Origin of the sequence: Cloacibacterium normanense, from assembly GCF_003860565.1 — a bacterium.
In the GTDB taxonomy this organism is placed as follows: domain Bacteria; phylum Bacteroidota; class Bacteroidia; order Flavobacteriales; family Weeksellaceae; genus Cloacibacterium; species Cloacibacterium normanense.
This window is the reverse complement of the sequence record NZ_CP034157.1, coordinates 1,559,641-1,577,292: the sequence shown is the minus strand read 5'-3', so window position 1 is coordinate 1,577,292 and position 17,652 is coordinate 1,559,641. Positions and strand designations below refer to the sequence as shown.

Below are 17,652 nucleotides of genomic sequence, written 5' to 3'. Positions count from 1 at the left end.
TGCATATTATTGGAAAAATTAATCTGCCCAATTCGCTCAATCAGCGAGAGTTTTTAATTTTTCATTATTAAATTCTCTCCAACTCGTCTTGAGAAATTTGCGTTTTAAAAAGTCCGTAATTCACGGTTACTTTTCCGTTTTTGTGAATGGTTTCTATGGTTCCCACAGAAGTAGAACCCGCAATTCTTACACGTTGACCAACTTTCATCCAAACGGCGCGTTCTTTTTGCGTTTTTTCTTCCAATTTTTGGTTGGTTTCTGCAATTTGAACTTGTATGTTTTCTTTTTTCAGTTGTTGTTCTACTTTACGTTTGGTAACTTTCAGTTTCTCAGATTCTGCTTTGTCTGAGCCTAGTTTTCGGAATTTTTCCTGCTCCAGAATTTTTACAAAATCTTTCACGATATCTTTTCTGGATTTTCCTTTCAGATAACCATCAATAAAGGCTTCTATTTTATTTCCAAACTGTAATTTTCGATGTTCTTCTTCATACAATTTCTGAAAATTATACAGTTTTTGTTGAAGTTGCTCATTCAGTTTTTGCAGATTTTCACGCTTATCTTCTACCGATTCTTTTTGCTCGACAAGGTTAGATTTCAGTTTTTCAACCTCAAATTTTTCTTGTTGCAATTTCACGATGGTTTTATCGAGATTTACCACGTCTTTTTCTACTTTAGAACGAGCATTTTTAATGATAAATCTTGGAATTCTATTTTTTTCTGCCACTTCAAAAGTGAAAGAACTTCCAGCTTGTCCCACTTCTAATTTATATAAAGGTTCCAATGAATATTCATCGAAAAGCATCGCCGCATTGGTCGCATTGGGCAATTGTTCTACCACCAATTTAATGTTGGTGTAATGCGTGGTAATAATCGCGAAAGATTTTTTTTCGTAAAAAAATTCTAGAAAACTTTCTGCTAAAGCGCCACCTAATTCTGGATCAGAACCCGTTCCGAATTCATCAATCAGAAGCAAAGTATTATCATCAGCTTCTCTGATAATTCCAGACATTTTTTTGAGTCGAGAACTGTAGGTAGAAAGGTGATTTTCAATAGATTGATTGTCACCAATATCCGTTCTAATTTTTTCAAAAAAGAACATTTCAGATTTCGGATGAACAGGAACCAAAATTCCACTCTGAATCATGAGTTGAAGCAAACCAACGGTTTTCAGCGTGATGGATTTTCCACCAGCATTTGGTCCAGAAATACAGAGAATTCGGTTATGCTCCGTCAAAGTCAATGTTTGCGGATAGATTTCCTTTTTTTCTTCTCGGTTTCTCAATAAAAGCAACGGGTGAAATGCGTTGACCAATCTCATGGTTTTATGACGATTGATTTTCGGCAAAACGCCGCCAATTTTTTCTGCAAATTTGGCTTTTGCTCTGGTGATATCTAAATCGAATATATATTTTTGATATTCTTCTAATTCAGGTGCGAAAATGGCAATTTCTGCCGTAAGTTTTCGCAGAATTTTATCCACTTCTTTCTTTTCTTCTTCTTCCGCTTCACGAAGTTTAAAATAATGTCTAGAAACACTTTCTGGCTGAATGTAAGTGATAGAACCTGTTTTAGAAACGCCTAAAACTCTACCAGGAACACGTTTTTTGAAGCCAGATTTTACTGCCAAAACTCTTTGGTCATCAATCACCGTTTCTTTAATTTCATCTAAAAAATCGGTTGAAGAAAGGTGAGAAAGCGTTTTGCTAAAATTCTCTTGAATGTGTTTTTTAGCGTGCTGAATTTCGGTTCTCAAAGATTTTAAAATAGGAGAAGCTTCAGATTTTACTTCGCCAAAACGATTAAAAACTTTGTCGATTTTATCTACAATTTCCTTTTTGAAATCCAATTGCATCACTTCTTCCAGCAAAATAGGGAAGGTTTCGGCAAGCACGGGAAAGAATTTCTGCAATTTCCCGATTTGTTCGGTGAGGTTTTTAATCTTGATAAAAGCAGCGTTTTCTAACCTGAAATTTTCGATATGCATTACCTTGAGTTCTGCTTCTATGTCTTCGTATTCACTAAACGGAATTGCGTTTGAACTCTCGTAACTCGTGAGATATTCGGCAGTTTTTTTCAAAGTAATTTCTGCTTCATCTATTTTTAAAAGTTTGAGATGAAGGATTTTTTCTGCCACTTTTGGCGAATACGCATAAGGAGAAATTTCCGCGAGCAATTTCGGGAATTCTAATTCTTGTAAATTTTCTTTGGTTACTTGCACAATGCAAAGATAATGTAAAGTCGTTGAATTGTAAAGTTGTAAAATCGTTCCGATGATTTTTGTAAATTTGAGGAAATGGATTTTATGAAAAAACTAATAGCAATTTTTACTGTTTTAAGTTTGATTTCTTGTAAAAAGGAAGTTCAAACATTTTCCAAAAACATAACAATAATTCAAGATAGTGTTCAAAATTTAAAAATAAAAAATATAAAAGAAAAGGATTATGCAACATCTAATATCATGTATATTGGAAAAATAAAAGATAGTTTAGAATTGTTAGATAATCTTTTTTTACCACCTCCTCCTGAACCTTTGGTAAGTTCTAATGAAGATAAGAAGTGGAAAAAATATAGATTGAAAAAAGAAATGATTTGGGAAGATTTGATGAAATATTTAAAAGATTTTCACAAGTATCAATTGATTAAAAAAGGAAATATTACTCTTGAATTCAATGAAAAAGATACAATTATTAGTTTTGATGATATTAATCTAGACTATTATAAAAGTTTTCCCATATATATTAAAAATGTTTCAAAAGATACCTTGAGTTTAGGAACAGAAGGTTATTTTCCGCTAATATTAGAAGCGAAAAATAAAAAAGGAAAATGGATTGAAGTAAATAAGTTTCCATATAATTGTGGCTCTTTTTTTAAATTAGTTTGTTTACCTCCAAACGAAATTATTATTACTTCAATGTTTCACTACAAAGGAAATTATAAAACAAAATTAAGATTTAAAATTTTAGATTTTGTTTCAAGAGAATATGATGGAAGTATAAACGAAGAACAATTCAGATAATTTCAAAAGATTTTCGTTTCTTGCAATGACGATTTTACAACTCAACAAATTCACAACTTTACAACAAATCATGACTTGGACAGAAATTCTTGCCCCAATAAAAAATACAGAATATTTTGAAACGCTTTGGCAAAAAGTAAAAAATGAATATGCTACCACCAAATGCTTCCCACCAAAAAATCAAATTTTCCGAGCGATAGAACTCACGCCTTTTGAGGACGTTGAAGTTGTAATTATTGGTCAAGATCCTTATCATAATGATTTTCAGGCAAATGGTTTGTGTTTTTCGGTTTCTGATTTGGTAAAAGCGCCACCTTCTTTGAAGAATATTTTTACAGAACTGAAAGACGATTTGGGAATTGAAAAAACCAGTAACGAACTGGATTCTTGGGCGAAACAAGGTGTTTTATTGTTGAATGCTACTTTAACAGTTCGTGCGCATGAACCGAATTCTCACAAAGATTTGGGCTGGGAAAAATTCACAGATTTTATCATTAAAGAAATTTCTGAGAAAAAGGAAAATGTAGTTTTTGTTTTGTGGGGCGCTTTTGCACAAAAAAAAGCTTCGCTCATAGATGAAACGAAGCATTTTATCATTCAGTCGGCGCATCCTTCTCCGTTTTCGGTGTACAGAGGTTTCTATGGAAGCAGACCTTTTTCTAAAATTAATGAATATCTGATTTCTAAAAATAAGAAACCGATAAATTGGTAGTGAATTTTATGATTTACCGTTCTTTTGCGTGAGCGATTGCAGTGGAAATCCTTTTTTTTGTGGCTGAGCTTGACGAAGCCGCCGAAAAAAAGATTGTAACGGAAAGCACGGTCTTTTTTCGGTTGTTGGCAAAAGTTTTGGAGAAAAAGACACGCCCAAAAATTATTCTACTTTAATATCTACCACGTATTTTCCTTTCAGTTTTTCAAAGTTTACTTCTGTAGAATTAGCGGGATAAAAATTAACAAGCGTGTATTTGTGACCATTAAAAACGAAAGAATTTTTAAGGTTTTTTCCAGCATCATCTATCGTAGAAACGATGAATTTTCTAGGTCTAGAATGCACACTCATCACTTCTATTTCTGCGGAAGCATAACCTGCCCAAACACAACGAGCGTTCATAGGACATCTGTTGTCTTCGGTCACTTTATTGAAGGTGATGTTTACTTTTTCTTTTTCTAAAAAGATATTTTGTTTTTCTATCAAACGAGTAACGCCAGATTCTGGTTTTTCTGTAGGATAGGTAGAATTTACTTCTTTAGAGCTGGTTACAGGCATTTTCATTTCTGTAGATTTTTGTTGGCAAGTGCATTGAGTTACCAAAAAGGTAGCTGCTGCTAATATTAAGAATTTAGTGTTCATATTTTAAGAATTGAAGATATTAATAAGTACTACCAAAAACATTGCCAATCCTATCATAAGATTAAAACCCGTTCCGTAGATGAAGCCAATGAAAGCACCTTTTGTAGCTTTGAGTGCTTTTTGTTTGTCGTTTCTATCATGCAAGAGTTCGCCTAAGAAAACACCTAATAACATACCAATAAGAAAACCAAGTGGTGGAAAAAATAGTCCAACTATCGTCCCAATGAAACCTCCATATTTTCCGTAATTGCTGCCGCCATATTTCTCTGTGGTTTTGATGGGAATAATGTAATTGAGCACCAATGAAATGAGCGTTAAAATCCCAAAAATGACAATATACCAAACAGAAAAATCTGGATTTGCACCGTATTTGTAAAGAATTAATCCTACAAAACTCACCGCTAATCCTGGTAAAATAGGCAAGAAAGTTCCTAGAATTCCTATTCCTATGATGATAAGAGAGACAATGGTAATAATATTTTGCTCCATAAATCTTTAATTAGTTTGGTTAAAAGTAATAAATAAAAGCAAATTCCCAATGATATTTTTTATTTTTGCGTAAATTTCTAATATGGGATTTCTAAAAAGTTTTAGCGAACAGATTCATTTTTTTGTGAAAGATAATTTTACAGACAGTCTTATTTTGCCCTTTCAAATTGGGTTAAAAATGCTTTTGCTCTTTGCGTTTTTTTTCGTGATTGATATTCTTTTGAGAGTTACAATTACTCTCATTTCAAGAATTTTTGTCAGAATTTCTAATAATGAATTTTTAAAATTTGCCTACAAAGCTAAGGTTCAAAACTCTATTGCACATTTATTTTCATTAGCATTTTGTTTTTGGCTCATAGATGATATTTTTTGGCGACATCCTAAAAGTTTTACTTTTTTTGAAAGACTATTAATGTTTGGGCAAGTTTTGGTTTTTACCATGTTGGCTTATAGAATTGTGAAAACTTTTGAGGCATATTACATTCACAAAGAAGATCGATACAGGATTACAGCAATTAAAGCAATTTCTGAAAGTTTAAGAATTTTTGGAATGGTCATTTTCGCCATTATCGGAATTTTTGTCATTTTTGGAATCAGCCTTAATACGGTAATTACCTTTTTAGGAGCAATTACAGCCGTTATTTTATTGGTTTTTCGAGATACCATTTTAGGTTTTGTAACTGGAGTGCACGTTTCTACTTCCAAAAATATGAAAGTAGGCGACTGGATTGGAATTCCGAAGTATAATATTGAAGGAAATATTCAAGATATCAACTTATTGACGACTAAAATTGTCAATTTTGACAAAACCATTTCCACGATTCCTACCTATGATTTGCTTTCTACGGAAATCAGAAATCACCAAGTAATGTACGAAGGAAGCAGCCGAAGAATTAAGCGTTCGATTTATTTCAATATCAAGTCTTTCAAATTTGTGGATGATGAATTTTATGAAAAAGTAAAAGACATCAACTTGATTTCTGAATATATGGATAGAAAACTTCGCGAAATTGCAGAAAGCAAGAAGAATATTCCACATGCTGAAAGAATTATCAATGGTCAACAGTTAACCAACATCGGACTTTTTAGAAATTATGTGTTGAATTACCTCAAAAATAATCCAAAAGTAGATCAAGACGAAATCATTTTGGTTCGTCAGTTAGAAATTTCACCTCAAGGAATGCCTTTGGAAATCTATTGTTTTGCCAACAAAGCAGAATTGGTAGATTACGAAAGAATTCAGGCAGATATTTTTGACCATATTCTTACCGCAGCACAAGAATTTGACCTTGAAATCATGCAAGTGGCAAAAGCGTAAGTCAAAGAGCCAATTAAAAAGAAAAAAGAACCAAGTATTAAATTACCAACAACAGAAAATGACAAAATTATCAGTAAATATCAATAAAATAGCGACCATCAGAAATGCAAGAGGCGCAGAAACTCCTAGTGTAACCGAAGCAGCGATCAAAATTCAGGAATTTGGCGGACAAGGAATTACCATCCATCCAAGACCAGACGAAAGACATATCACCAGAAAAGATGTGTACGATTTGAAACCTTTGGTGTATACAGAATTTAATATCGAGGGAAATCCTCATCGTCCTTTTATTGATATGGTTTTAGAAGTAAAACCAGAGCAAGTTACCTTGGTTCCAGATGCAGATGATGCCATCACTTCTAATGCAGGTTGGGATTGTGAAAAAAATCTAGATTTTTTGAAATCCGTGATTGCAGAATTTAAAAATGCAGGGATTAGAACGTCTATTTTCCTTGACCCAAATCCAGAAATGGTAAAATTTGCAGCAGAAACAGGAACAGACAGAATTGAATTGTATACAGAAGCTTACGCCAGAAATTACGAAACCGACAAAGAAGCCGCTATAAAACCTTACTATGAAACCGCTGTAGAAGCTACAAAATATGGTTTAGGAATTAATGCAGGTCATGATTTGAGTTTAGATAATTTAAAATATTTCGCAGATAATATTCCTAATTTATTGGAAGTTTCAATAGGTCATGCTCTGATTTCTGAAGCGTTGTATTTGGGTTTAGAGAACACTATTCAAGTGTATTTAAAGAGATTGGCGAAATGGTAAATCAATTGAAAATTGATAGTTGAGAATTTTAAATCTGCTCAATCAGCAAAATCAGAGAGAAAAATTGTATTCTAAAGATTGATTTTTCTTTGCGAGCTTTAGAAATAAATAAAAAATTCTGCGCACTTTGCGTGAAAAAAAATATGCAAATTTTACATTCAAAAATATACGGACAAGAAAAATCTGGAACGCCATTGCTCGTTTTTCATGGACTTTTCGGGATGTTAGACAATTGGGGAAGTTTCGGAAAAGAGTTTGGAGAATTGTTTCCAACTCATTTGATTGATTTGAGAAATCACGGAAAAAGTTTTCATTCAGAAGAGATGAATCATCAAGTTTTGGCAGATGACATTCTCAATTATATGAACTTTCACGGCATTGAAAAAGCCAATCTTCTCGGGCATTCTCTTGGCGGAAAAGCAGTGATGACTTTCGCCATTTCTTATCCTGAAAAAGTAGAAAAACTCATTGTTGCAGACATTGCTCCAAAAGCATATCCTCCTCATCATCAAGGAATTATAAAAGCACTTCAATCTGTAAATTTCGATGAAGTAAAATCAAGACAAGACGTGGAAAACGTTTTGGCTCAGTACATTCCAGAGAAATTTGTAATTCAGTTTTTGACTAAAAATTTGTATTGGACGGAAGATAAAAAACTCAATTGGCGTTTCAATCTCCATACTTTGGCAGAAAAATACACAGAATTTGTTTCGAATGCGATAAAATTTGGGAAATTTGAAGGCGAAACATTGTTTATTGCAGGTGCAAAATCGAATTATATTCTTCCACAAGATGAATTATTGATACGTCAACAATTTCCTAAATATCAATTGGTTACCATAGAAAATTCGGGGCATTGGGTACAAGCACAAAACCCGAAAGATTTTAATTTTGCGGTCAAAGAATTTCTATCTCAATAATAATTTTAAATTTTATTGAGATAGTTTTGTTTTAAATTAATTTTAATTTTTGATAGAATTCCTTATATTTAATTTTATTTAATTGTCATACTATCAGTGTTTTAAATTTAATTATACTTTTGATTGATTTATATTTTTTTAATATATCTTTAAATTTCAATTAAGATTATTCTGTTTTCATACTTCTACATTTGCGTCAGTTTAATAAGAAGTTATGAAAAAAATCTTTACTACTATTTTTTTGTGTGCAGGATTGTTTATTTATGCACAAACTGGAACCGTTTCTGGTAATATTAATGATAATTCTAAAATTGCACTTCCAGGTGCTAAAATTACCTTATCTCCAGGAAATATATATACCGTTTCAGATGAATACGGAAATTTTGTTTTCCTAAATGTACCAGCAGGGAAATATACCATGAAGGTTGACTACATTGGTTACGGAAGTAGAGAATACGAATTGGTGGTAGATGCAGAAAAAAACACAAAACAAAACATTGTTTTTGATAAAAAGGAAGTTACAATAAAAGAAGTAAAATTGACTGGTTTTAACTTGCAAAATCAAGCAAGAGCATTGAATAAGCAAAAAAGTAATGCTAATATTACCAATGTAATTTCGGCCGATCAAATTGGTAAATTTCCTGATTCTAATATAGGAGATGCCCTAAAAAGAGTACCTGGTGTAACGATGCAAAATGATCAAGGTGAAGCTAGAGACATTATCATCAGAGGTTTAGCTCCAGAGTTGAATTCTGTAACCATTAACGGAAGTAGAATACCTTCTGCAGAAGGAGACAACAGAAAAGTACAAATGGATCTTATTCCTTCGGATATGATACAAATTGTAGAAGTAAATAAAACCCTTACTTCTGACCAAGATGCTGATGCTATTGGAGGTTCTGTGGATTTAATTACAAGAAGTGCTTCTGCCAAAGAGAGAATATCGCTTTCTACTGCATCTGGTTATAATCCGATTAGAGAAAAAGCACTTTACAATACCAGTTTTGTATACAGCAACCGATTTTTGAATAATAAATTAGGAATGGTTCTTAATGGGTCTTATAATAATAACGATTATGGTTCTGATAATGTAGAAGCTGTTTGGGCAAAAGATGATGCAGGAAATGTATATATTGAAGAAATGGACATCAGAAAATATGATGTAAAAAGAGAAAGAAAAAGTGTAGGAGCAGATTTGGATTTTAAATTTAATGACAAAAACAAAATTCGTTTTTCAGCCATGTATAACTGGAGAGATGACTGGGAAAACAGATATAGATTAAGATACAGTAGCATAGTACCTGTGTATTCTGATGCAGCAAAAACCATTATTTCTGGATTTACTGGTAGAGCAGGTTATCAAACCAAAGGAGGGGTTAATAACAACCTTAATGATAATACAAGATTAGAAAGACAGATTATGCAAAACTATGCTGTAAATGGCGAACACGTTTTGGGGAGTAAATTAGAAATGAATTGGGGCGCATCTTACTCTAAAGCTGAAGAACAAAGACCAGACGAAAGATACATTCATTACAGAGTAAGTGGTGTTTCTTTTGATAAAAATTTTGATTCTCCAGAAGAACCACTTCTAAAACCAACCACTCCAGTTGCGCTTAATAAATTAAAATTACAAGATCTAACAGACCAAAATGGTTTTACTTATGAGGAAGAAATTACAGCTAGATTTAATTTTAGATTACCATTTTCTATTATCGAAGGGCAAAAAGGAAGATTAAGACTTGGAGCTAAAACCAGATTAAAAACCAAAGAAAGAGACAATGATTTCTTCTCTTACAAACCTACAGGTTCTAACATGAATACAATGGACCAAACTGACTTGGTTTTTTGGGGAGGAGAAAAATTTAATCCGAATTCTAAGTACAGTCCAGGATATTTTGTATCTAATCAATATTTAGGAAATTTAGACTTACATAATCCTTCATTATTTAAGAAAAGCGAAAAGCCTTCAGAATTTCTTTTTGCAAATTACTCAGCAGACGAAAAAATCTATGCAGGTTATGTAAGATGGGATCAAAATTTCACAGATCAACTATCTATGATTGCAGGGGTAAGAGTAGAGAATACCCATACCAATTATACTGGAAACGTGGTAGAAGACGAAGAAAAACTAACAGCAACCAGAGGAATAAAAAATGATTATACCAACTTTTTACCAAGCTTAGCCTTCAAGTATTCCCCTACAACCAATATTGTTGTTAGAGCGGCCTATTCTACGGCATTGGCTAGACCTAGTTATTACAAATTATCCCCTTTCGTTGGTATTATTCCAGATGACAGAGACATTACTGCTGGGAATCCAGATTTGAAATCATCATTTGCTCATAACTTTGATCTCATGGGAGAATATTATTTCAAATCAGTAGGTTTACTTTCGGTAGGCGGATTTTATAAAAAAATCAATGATTTTATCTATGATTATAGAGACCAAAATTTTACCTACGACAAATTCTCAGAATTGTTTCCAGACTTACCAAATTCATTAGTCCCAGGTCAAAATTACACCCTTCTATATCCTAAAAACGGAGAAAGTGTAAATGTATATGGTTTTGAAGTTGCGCTACAAAGACAACTAGATTTCTTACCTGGTTTTTTAAAGAATTTTGGAGTATATGTTAACTATACTTACACCAAATCTGAAGCCAAAGGAATTTACAATGCAGATGGAGATTTAAGAAAAGGTCTTATGTTGCCAGGGACAGCACCACATATGTTTAATTCTTCACTTTCTTGGGAAAACAAAAGATTTTCTGCCAGAATATCGCTTAATCATACTGCAGCTTATCTAGATGAGTTAGGAGGAGGTGATTTTGAAGATAGATATTATGACAAACAAACTTTTTTAGATGCAAATGCTTCTTATTCTATTAATGATTGGTTAAGATTCTTTGTTGAAGCCAATAATTTGACCAACCAACCGTTAAGATATTACCAAGGGGTATCTGCTAGAACTATGCAAATGGAATATTACAAACCAAGGTTTACAGCTGGTTTAAAGTTTGATTTTTAATTTATCGATTTATGAAATTTTTAAAGAATATAGCCTATTTATCATTAGTTATCATTTTAGCTAGTTGTTCATCAGTTGGCTCAGGATTAAATAATGACAAGTTAAAACCAATATATATTACTGAAAAAGTAAATTTTGACACCGATGATCCTGCCATTTGGATTCACCCAACAGACGCCTCCAAAAGCATCATCATAGGAACAGATAAAGACACTAATGGCGGCCTTTTTGCCTTTGATATCACCGGTAAAATTGTGAATAAAGTACCAAATCTAAAGCGCCCAAACAATGTAGATTTGCGCTACGGATTTGTTTTAAATGGTCAAAATATTGATATTGCCGCTCTTACCGAAAGAGAAACCAACAAGGTGAAACTATATAGTCTTCCAGAATTAAAAGAAGTAGGAGAATTTAGTGTTTTTGACGGCGAACAGCAAAGAAGTCCAATGGGAATTTCTCTGTATAAAAATCCTGAAACCCAAGAAATATATGCCATAGTTGGTAGAAAAACTGGTCCATCAGGAAGCTATCTTTGGCAATATAAATTGGTAGAAAAAGAAGGGAAAATTACTGGAGAATTGGTAAGAAAATTCGGAAATTTCAATGGAGGTAAAGAAATAGAGAGTATTGCTGTAGATGATGCTTTAGGATATATTTATTATTCTGATGAAGGTTTTGCGGTACATCAATACTATGCTGACCCTAATAAAGGAAATGATGAACTTTTGCTTTTCGGAAAGGGAGATTTCAAAGAAGATATAGAAGGAATTTCTATCTATCCCACTTCAGAAAAGACTGGCTATATTTTGGTTTCTAATCAGCAAGCCAATATGTTTAATGTTTATTTAAGGGAAAACCCTGCAAAAGGAAGGATAGCCGAAATACCAGTTTCTACCTTAGAAAGTGATGGTTCAGATGTTAGTGCGGTCAATCTCAATGCTCAATTTCCAAAGGGAATTTTTGTAGCAATGACCAATGGCAAGGTCTTCCATATCTATGATTGGAGAGACCTAGAAGCTAAAATTAATTCTACAAAATAATTACATTTTTACTTTTTATTGCCTCGTTTCATTCAATTTGAAACGAGGTTTTTTATATTTGTAACATGAAACTCAATAAACTTTTTCTAACTTTTGTAATAGTAGTTTTTTGTGCAATTTTTTTGTTAATAATTGACTTTCAGGTAATTGGAGGTTTAATAATTAGTAATAATTACAACAACAGACAAAATTTGAAAAATTTCAAAAAACCAATTTTAATAGTTCATAGCAAAGAAGATAGAGTGGTAAATTTTAAGTTGGGCAAACAAATTTTTAAAAATGCTAATCAACCCAAAGAATTTTTTGAAATTGACAAACCTCACATCAACGGAATTAGATTTTACCACAACGAAATTTCAAATAAAATAGATTCCTTAATTTTGAAAAAATAGAAATCTGCTCAATCAGCAAAATCAGCGAGAAAAATTGTATTCTAAAAATTGATTTTTCTTTGCGAGCTTTAGAAATAAATAAAAAATCCTTGCGCACTTTGCGTGAAAAAAATATGCAAATTTTACATTCAAAAATATACGGACAAGAAAAAAAAGGAACGCCATTGCTTGTCTTTCATGGACTTTTCGGGATGCTAGATAATTGGGGAAGTTTCGGAAAAGAGTTTGGAGAATTGTTTCCAACTCATTTAATTGACTTGAGAAATCACGGGAAAAGTTTCCATTCAGATGAGATGAATCATCAAGTTTTGGCAGATGACATTCTCAATTATATGAACTTTCACGGCATTGAAAAAGCCAATCTTCTCGGGCATTCTCTCGGTGGAAAAGCGGTGATGACTTTCGCAATTTCTTATCCTGAAAAAGTTGAAAAACTGATTGTAGCAGATATTGCTCCGAAAGCGTATCCTCCACATCATCAAGGAATTATCAAAGCGCTTCAATCGGTAAATTTTGATGAAGTAAAATCAAGACAAGACGTAGAAAATGTTTTATCTCAGTATATTCCAGAGAAATTTGTAATTCAGTTTTTGACTAAAAACTTGTATTGGACGGAAGATAAAAAACTCAATTGGCGTTTTAATATCAATACTTTGGCAGAAAAATACAATGATTTCGTTGCCAATGCCATAAAATTTGGAAAATTCGAGGGCGAAACCTTGTTTTTAGCAGGTGCAAAATCTCATTATATTCTTCCGCAAGATGAATTATTGATGCGCCAACAATTCCCGAAATATCAATTGGTTTCTATTGCTAATGCAGGACACTGGCTTCAAGCCGAAAATCCAAAAGATTTCAATCAAGCGGTAAAAGAGTTTTTGACTTAATTTACCGTTGCTTTTACAAATTTCGAATTATAAGCATTTCCCAAAATACAATTGGTGGTAATGCCGAAATTGTAATCGCCAGCTTTTAGGTTTTGCGTGTTGATTTTAATCTGAGTTTTGAAACTTTCGCCAGGTTTTAAAACGGTTGGCATTTTTTCAATTTCTGTAGGAATATCCGTTGTTTCTCTATGCGCCAAAAATACAGCAGTAATGGTCACTGGAATTTCAGGATGATTGAAATCAACAGCATTTTTGGTAAGATTATAAATCGTAATCGGGATAATTTGATTGTTTTTGAGTTGTTCGGAAGGAAGCTCAAATTCTATTTTTAATCGGTTGGGCGTTTGGAAATGTTCTACATAAAAACCATTGAAATTAATATTGTTTTCATCAATGATTTTTTGAGATCTTGGTGTGTTTGGTTTTTCTACAAAAACTCTTTTTCCAAAATAGTTTTGTTCTCTTTTCCAAATGTCAAATTGTGTTTTTTTCACATTTAAAGAACCTAGAGTTGAAGATTCATTTCCTGTAAAATAGTTGTACAAAGAAGTCGATTGGAATGAACCAGTAAATAAAACGGGAGTTTTTCCTATTTTTTCAGCTAAAGCTTTGTATTTCTGTTCTTTACCTGTGAATTCTAGTTTTTTAGGTAAAAGGTCTGTGAGCAATAAAACTCTGGTGGTGAAAACCAAAACCAGTGAACCTAAAACGATAGTGCGCGCATATTTTTGCCAAGATGGTTTTTCTTTGATAAATTGTAAAAATAAAATCACCATAGGAATAGATGCAATAACTGTCCAGTGTGGTTCTACATGTCCTCTAAGACTGGTTAAAGCAAAGAAAACCAAGAAACCTACACTTACAAAATAATAGGCTTTTTCTTGAAGATTTTGGTATTTATTTTTAAAAAGTAAAATCACAAAAGGAACTAAAATAAACGGATTGAAAACCGCAAACTGATTCGGTAGATATTCTAGGAAATATTTGATTTTAAACTTTTCTGAACGGTCTACTAAATGATATTGAAACGTCGGGAAATCATGCTGAATATGCCACATTAAATGCGGAATCATCAATAGAGAAGTTACAATTCCTGCAAGATAAATGTAAGGTTTTGTCAGCATTTTTAAGTTAGAAATCACCACGAAAAACACCAATAAAACCGCTTGATATTTACTGTAAAAAAGCAATGCTACAGAAATTCCTAATAAAACTGCGTTCCAGAAATTTTGTTTTTCGGTAAATCTTTTATACAAAATAAAAAATATTGTCCCGAAAAATAGCAAAGGAACATCTGGCGTGGTGATGAAGGAATAAGCATTCATCATGACTAAGCCTAGTGATAGAATGATAAATTCATTTACATAAGAGGCTTTATCTTGAGGCAAAAGGTATTTCCAAATGAGAAATAAATTTCCAGAAAATAATAAAACGGTTAAAAATCTTACTCCCAGATTTCCATCAAAAAAGAGCTGCGAAATCTTAATGACCAATGCAACCATCGGTGGATGGTCATAATATCCCCAGTCTAATTCTCTAGCATATTGAAAGTAATAGGCTTCGTCTAAAGTGATTTCAGTAAAATATGCCTGTAAAAGATTCACCAAAGTGATGAGAATTAAAAAGAAATAAAATTTTTTATGTGGATTTTTTAGAATTTCAGACATATCTTTTGCTTTTTGCAAAAATAACAAACTTTATCGTCTAAATTGCAAAATTAAAATTCTTTAAATTTCTATAAATCTTTCTATCTTTAGGATTTAATAAATTTTTTATTGAAAATAAATATTTTCTAAATGAAGCCACTTTTAAAAATAATATTTCAGACATTTTTTTTCTGTTCGGTTATTGTTAATTCAGTCTTATTTATATTCTATTTAATTGCAGTTTTTTACAGATTTAATGAAATGAAAAGTTTAAATCCAATAGAATTTTTAGTTTCTGGGTTAATTTTGGTGTTTATTACAATGTTAAATTTTATTTTGTATAAAAAAGTGTATCAACAATGAGAAAGATTGCAAAAATTACAATAATAATCTCAATCTTTTTTAATCTTTTTTTATTTGGGATTTATTTTTGGGCGCTAACAGATAAAATTCAAAATCCAGAATTTAAAAATTTACCTTTAAAAGATTATTTGTTTATTGGGATTGGATTAATTGTTTTTGCAATTATAAATGTTATTTTTGCAAGGAATATTTTCCAAAATCATCCATCATCTAACATCCATCACCCTTCATAAAAATGATATTAGTTACAGGTGCAACAGGAATTCTCGGAAGAGTAATCGTTTTAGAACTGCTAAAACGTGGCAAAACAGTACGCGCTACAAAAAGAAAATCCAGCAATCTGCAGGAGGTTAGAAAATCATTTCAATTTTATACAGAAACTCCTAATGAATATTTTGATTCCATAGAATGGATAGAAGTAGATTTCGAGGATATTCATTCGCTACAAAACGCCTTAAATGGAGTAGAAGAGGTTTATCATTGTGCCGCTAAAGTGAGTTTTCATCCTAAAGATGAAAAAAAAATGTATCAAACTAATATTGAAGGCACCAAACAACTTCTATTTGCTTGTCAAAATTCTTCGGTGAAGAAATTCCTTTTTGTAAGTTCTATCGCGGTTTTAGATGGATTGAATGAAAACGGAGAATTAGACGAAAGTTCTGATTTTAACCCGAAAATCGACCATTCTGCGTATGCAATTTCTAAACATTTTTCGGAAATGGAAGTTTGGAGAGCTTCAGCAGAAGGTTTAAACACGGTAATTGTAAATCCTGGTTTAATTATAGGTTCTGGCAATTGGAAAGAAAGCAGCGGAACCCTCTTTATGGAGTTTGAAAAAAATGATTATACATTTTCTGGAGGAACTTCTTACGTAGATGTTCGAGATGTGGCTCAGATTTCCATTGAATTGATGGAAAAAAATATTTTTGGCGAAAGATTTATCTTAATTTCTGAAAATAAAAAATACCAAGACGTTGCCAATTTTATCAAACAAAAACTAGGAAAACCAACCGTTAAAATTGTTCCAAATAATTTATTAAAAGTTGGCGTTTTCTTGAATACGATTTTAGGTTGGCTTATTTCTCCGCTCAAAATGGCGAATAAAGTAAACGTACAATCGGTTACCGAATTCAATAAAATATCAAATAAAAAAATAAAAGATAAGCTTAATTATCAATTCATTACTGTGGAAGAAAGTTTAGCTTTTCATTTAGAAAATTATTTAAAGAGAAAGGAAGTAGGGAGTTAGAAGCTGGAAGTTTGAAAATCTTTGATTTTCTTGCGCCTTAAAAAAATACATTATTTAAAAATTAATTTGCGTCATTGCGTTAATAATTATGGAAAATCAATTTTTAGGAAATCAACATTTCAATATATCTAATCAAGTTGTTTCTGCAACTTGTCCATCCAACATTGCGTTAATCAAATATTGGGGAAAATATGCCAACCAAATTCCTGCAAATCCGAGTATTTCATATACTTTGAATCATTGCAATACCCAAACTTCAATGGAGATTTTTGCTGATGAACCTTTTTCTGTTCAGACTTTTTTGGCAGGAAATGAAGAAGTGAAATTTGCAGAAAAAATCGAAAAATATTTTAAAAATATTGAACAATATTTGCCTTGGATTCTCAAAGGGAAATACATTATTAAAACCGAAAATACATTTCCGCACAGTTCAGGAATTGCAAGCTCTGCTTCTGGTTTTGGAGCGATTGCAAGTTGTTTGATGGAGTTGGATAAAGTATTTACCAATACAGAAATTGATGTAAAGAAAACCTCTTTTTTAGCGCGTTTAGGAAGCGGAAGTGCTTGCAGAAGTTTGTACAACGGACTTGTAGTTTGGGGAAAAACGGATGAAGTAGAAGGTAGTTCTGATTTATACGCTGTAAAATATCCTGATGAGGAAATTCATCCGATTTTTAAGAATTTCAATGATTGGGTTTTACTTATTCACGAAGGCGAAAAATCGGTGAGTTCTACAGTTGGTCACGGTTTGATGAATACAAATCCTTACGCAGAAAGACGTTTCCAAGAGGCGAGAGATAATTTTGTTCCTCTGAAGGAAATTCTGAAAACGGGAAATCTTGAAAAATTTATTACGTTGGTAGAACACGAAGCATTAACGCTTCATGCGATGATGATGATGAGCGAACCGGCTTTTATTTTAATGAAAACGGGAACACTAGAAGTCATTAATAAACTCTGGAATTTCCGAAAAGAAACAGGCCATCCATTATTTTTTACGCTAGATGCAGGAGCAAATGTTCATTTGCTTTTTCCAGAAAACGAAAACACAACAGTTATAAAAGATTTTATCTCTGCAGAATTATTGCCTCATACCCAAAAAGGAGGAGTAGTAAAAGATGTGATGAGGTTTTAATTTGTTGGAAGAATGATGCTGGAAGCTGGAAGTT

The 17,652-nt window shown here is 32.3% G+C and carries 15 protein-coding genes; 11 read left to right on the top strand and 4 right to left on the bottom strand.

Annotated features, from left to right (window positions below):
• Positions 1–67: 67 nt before the first annotated feature.
• Positions 68–2,218 carry an endonuclease MutS2 gene (locus EB819_RS07270; protein WP_069797010.1) on the bottom strand — a complete coding sequence of 717 codons (2,151 nt, stop codon included), beginning with the start codon at positions 2,216–2,218 and terminating at the stop codon, positions 68–70.
• An 84-nt stretch (positions 2,219–2,302) separates the two neighbouring features.
• Between EB819_RS07270 and EB819_RS07265 the strand changes: the two genes are divergently transcribed.
• Complete coding sequence (locus EB819_RS07265; protein WP_074650885.1) at positions 2,303–3,016, top strand: hypothetical protein; 714 nt, start codon at positions 2,303–2,305, stop codon at positions 3,014–3,016.
• Positions 3,017–3,086: 70 nt separating this feature from the next.
• Positions 3,087–3,728, top strand: a complete 642-nt coding sequence (locus EB819_RS07260; RefSeq protein WP_069797073.1) for a uracil-DNA glycosylase — start codon at positions 3,087–3,089, stop codon at positions 3,726–3,728.
• Between the two features lie 162 nt (positions 3,729–3,890).
• Here EB819_RS07260 and EB819_RS07255 read toward each other — a convergent pair whose 3' ends face one another.
• Both EB819_RS07255 and EB819_RS07250 read right to left on the bottom strand, forming a co-directional pair.
• A complete protein-coding gene (locus EB819_RS07255; RefSeq protein ID WP_069797008.1) occupies positions 3,891–4,370 on the bottom strand; it encodes a hypothetical protein in 480 nt (159 codons plus the stop codon).
• A 3-nt stretch (positions 4,371–4,373) separates the two neighbouring features.
• On the bottom strand, positions 4,374–4,859 hold the full coding sequence (locus EB819_RS07250) for a DUF456 domain-containing protein (protein ID WP_069797007.1): 486 nt from the start codon (positions 4,857–4,859) through the stop codon (positions 4,374–4,376).
• Positions 4,860–4,941: 82 nt separating this feature from the next.
• Between EB819_RS07250 and EB819_RS07245 the strand changes: the two genes are divergently transcribed.
• The 6 genes from EB819_RS07245 (at position 4,942) to EB819_RS07220 (ending at position 13,225) form a co-directional block, all read left to right on the top strand.
• Positions 4,942–6,177: a mechanosensitive ion channel family protein gene (locus EB819_RS07245; RefSeq protein WP_069797006.1), complete on the top strand. Its 1,236-nt coding sequence runs from the start codon at positions 4,942–4,944 to the stop codon at positions 6,175–6,177.
• A gap of 58 nt (positions 6,178–6,235) precedes the next feature.
• Positions 6,236–6,955, top strand: a complete 720-nt coding sequence (locus tag EB819_RS07240; protein WP_069797005.1) for a pyridoxine 5'-phosphate synthase — start codon at positions 6,236–6,238, stop codon at positions 6,953–6,955.
• 143 nt (positions 6,956–7,098) lie between these two features.
• Positions 7,099–7,875: an alpha/beta fold hydrolase gene (locus EB819_RS07235; protein WP_069797004.1), complete on the top strand. Its 777-nt coding sequence runs from the start codon at positions 7,099–7,101 to the stop codon at positions 7,873–7,875.
• A 214-nt stretch (positions 7,876–8,089) separates the two neighbouring features.
• Complete coding sequence (locus EB819_RS07230) at positions 8,090–10,906, top strand: TonB-dependent receptor (RefSeq protein WP_069797003.1); 2,817 nt, start codon at positions 8,090–8,092, stop codon at positions 10,904–10,906.
• 11 nt (positions 10,907–10,917) lie between these two features.
• Positions 10,918–11,946 carry a phytase gene (locus tag EB819_RS07225; RefSeq protein WP_069797002.1) on the top strand — a complete coding sequence of 343 codons (1,029 nt, stop codon included), beginning with the start codon at positions 10,918–10,920 and terminating at the stop codon, positions 11,944–11,946.
• Positions 11,947–12,451: 505 nt separating this feature from the next.
• Positions 12,452–13,225, top strand: a complete 774-nt coding sequence (locus tag EB819_RS07220) for an alpha/beta fold hydrolase (protein WP_069796998.1) — start codon at positions 12,452–12,454, stop codon at positions 13,223–13,225.
• On the opposite strand, the gene EB819_RS07215 is transcribed toward EB819_RS07220, so the two are convergent.
• Positions 13,222–14,892, bottom strand: a complete 1,671-nt coding sequence (locus EB819_RS07215; protein WP_124878702.1) for an ArnT family glycosyltransferase — start codon at positions 14,890–14,892, stop codon at positions 13,222–13,224. The two genes, EB819_RS07220 and EB819_RS07215, sit on opposite strands and share 4 nt — an antisense overlap.
• Before the next feature lie 338 nt (positions 14,893–15,230).
• On the opposite strand from EB819_RS07215, the gene EB819_RS07210 reads away from it, so the two are divergent.
• The 3 genes from EB819_RS07210 to mvaD all read left to right on the top strand — a co-directional run bounded on the left by EB819_RS07210 (position 15,231) and on the right by mvaD (position 17,618).
• Complete coding sequence (locus EB819_RS07210; protein ID WP_069796993.1) at positions 15,231–15,467, top strand: hypothetical protein; 237 nt, start codon at positions 15,231–15,233, stop codon at positions 15,465–15,467.
• Positions 15,468–15,469: 2 nt separating this feature from the next.
• The gene (locus EB819_RS07205; protein ID WP_069796992.1) at positions 15,470–16,483 is read left to right on the top strand and encodes an NAD-dependent epimerase/dehydratase family protein; all 1,014 of its coding nucleotides are present in this window, start codon (positions 15,470–15,472) and stop codon (positions 16,481–16,483) included.
• Positions 16,484–16,571: 88 nt separating this feature from the next.
• Entirely contained in the window at positions 16,572–17,618 is a 1,047-nt protein-coding gene (gene mvaD / locus EB819_RS07200) for a diphosphomevalonate decarboxylase (RefSeq protein WP_069796989.1), read from the top strand.
• The last annotated feature ends 34 nt before the right edge of the window (positions 17,619–17,652 follow it).

Excerpts from the sequence above, each read along its gene's own strand:
- EB819_RS07265 (WP_074650885.1), top strand. The coding sequence starts at position 2,303 with ATGAAAAAACTAATAGCAATTTTTACTGTTTTAAGTTTGATTTCTTGT.
- EB819_RS07260 (WP_069797073.1), top strand. The coding sequence starts at position 3,087 with ATGACTTGGACAGAAATTCTTGCCCCAATAAAAAATACAGAATATTTT.
- EB819_RS07255 (WP_069797008.1), bottom strand. The coding sequence starts at position 4,370 with ATGAACACTAAATTCTTAATATTAGCAGCAGCTACCTTTTTGGTAACT.
- EB819_RS07250 (WP_069797007.1), bottom strand. The coding sequence starts at position 4,859 with ATGGAGCAAAATATTATTACCATTGTCTCTCTTATCATCATAGGAATA.
- EB819_RS07245 (WP_069797006.1), top strand. The coding sequence starts at position 4,942 with ATGGGATTTCTAAAAAGTTTTAGCGAACAGATTCATTTTTTTGTGAAA.
- EB819_RS07240 (WP_069797005.1), top strand. The coding sequence starts at position 6,236 with ATGACAAAATTATCAGTAAATATCAATAAAATAGCGACCATCAGAAAT.
- EB819_RS07235 (WP_069797004.1), top strand. The coding sequence starts at position 7,099 with ATGCAAATTTTACATTCAAAAATATACGGACAAGAAAAATCTGGAACG.
- EB819_RS07230 (WP_069797003.1), top strand. The coding sequence starts at position 8,090 with ATGAAAAAAATCTTTACTACTATTTTTTTGTGTGCAGGATTGTTTATT.
- EB819_RS07225 (WP_069797002.1), top strand. The coding sequence starts at position 10,918 with ATGAAATTTTTAAAGAATATAGCCTATTTATCATTAGTTATCATTTTA.
- EB819_RS07220 (WP_069796998.1), top strand. The coding sequence starts at position 12,452 with ATGCAAATTTTACATTCAAAAATATACGGACAAGAAAAAAAAGGAACG.
- EB819_RS07215 (WP_124878702.1), bottom strand. The coding sequence starts at position 14,892 with ATGTCTGAAATTCTAAAAAATCCACATAAAAAATTTTATTTCTTTTTA.
- EB819_RS07210 (WP_069796993.1), top strand. The coding sequence starts at position 15,231 with ATGAGAAAGATTGCAAAAATTACAATAATAATCTCAATCTTTTTTAAT.
- EB819_RS07205 (WP_069796992.1), top strand. The coding sequence starts at position 15,470 with ATGATATTAGTTACAGGTGCAACAGGAATTCTCGGAAGAGTAATCGTT.
- mvaD (WP_069796989.1), top strand. The coding sequence starts at position 16,572 with ATGGAAAATCAATTTTTAGGAAATCAACATTTCAATATATCTAATCAA.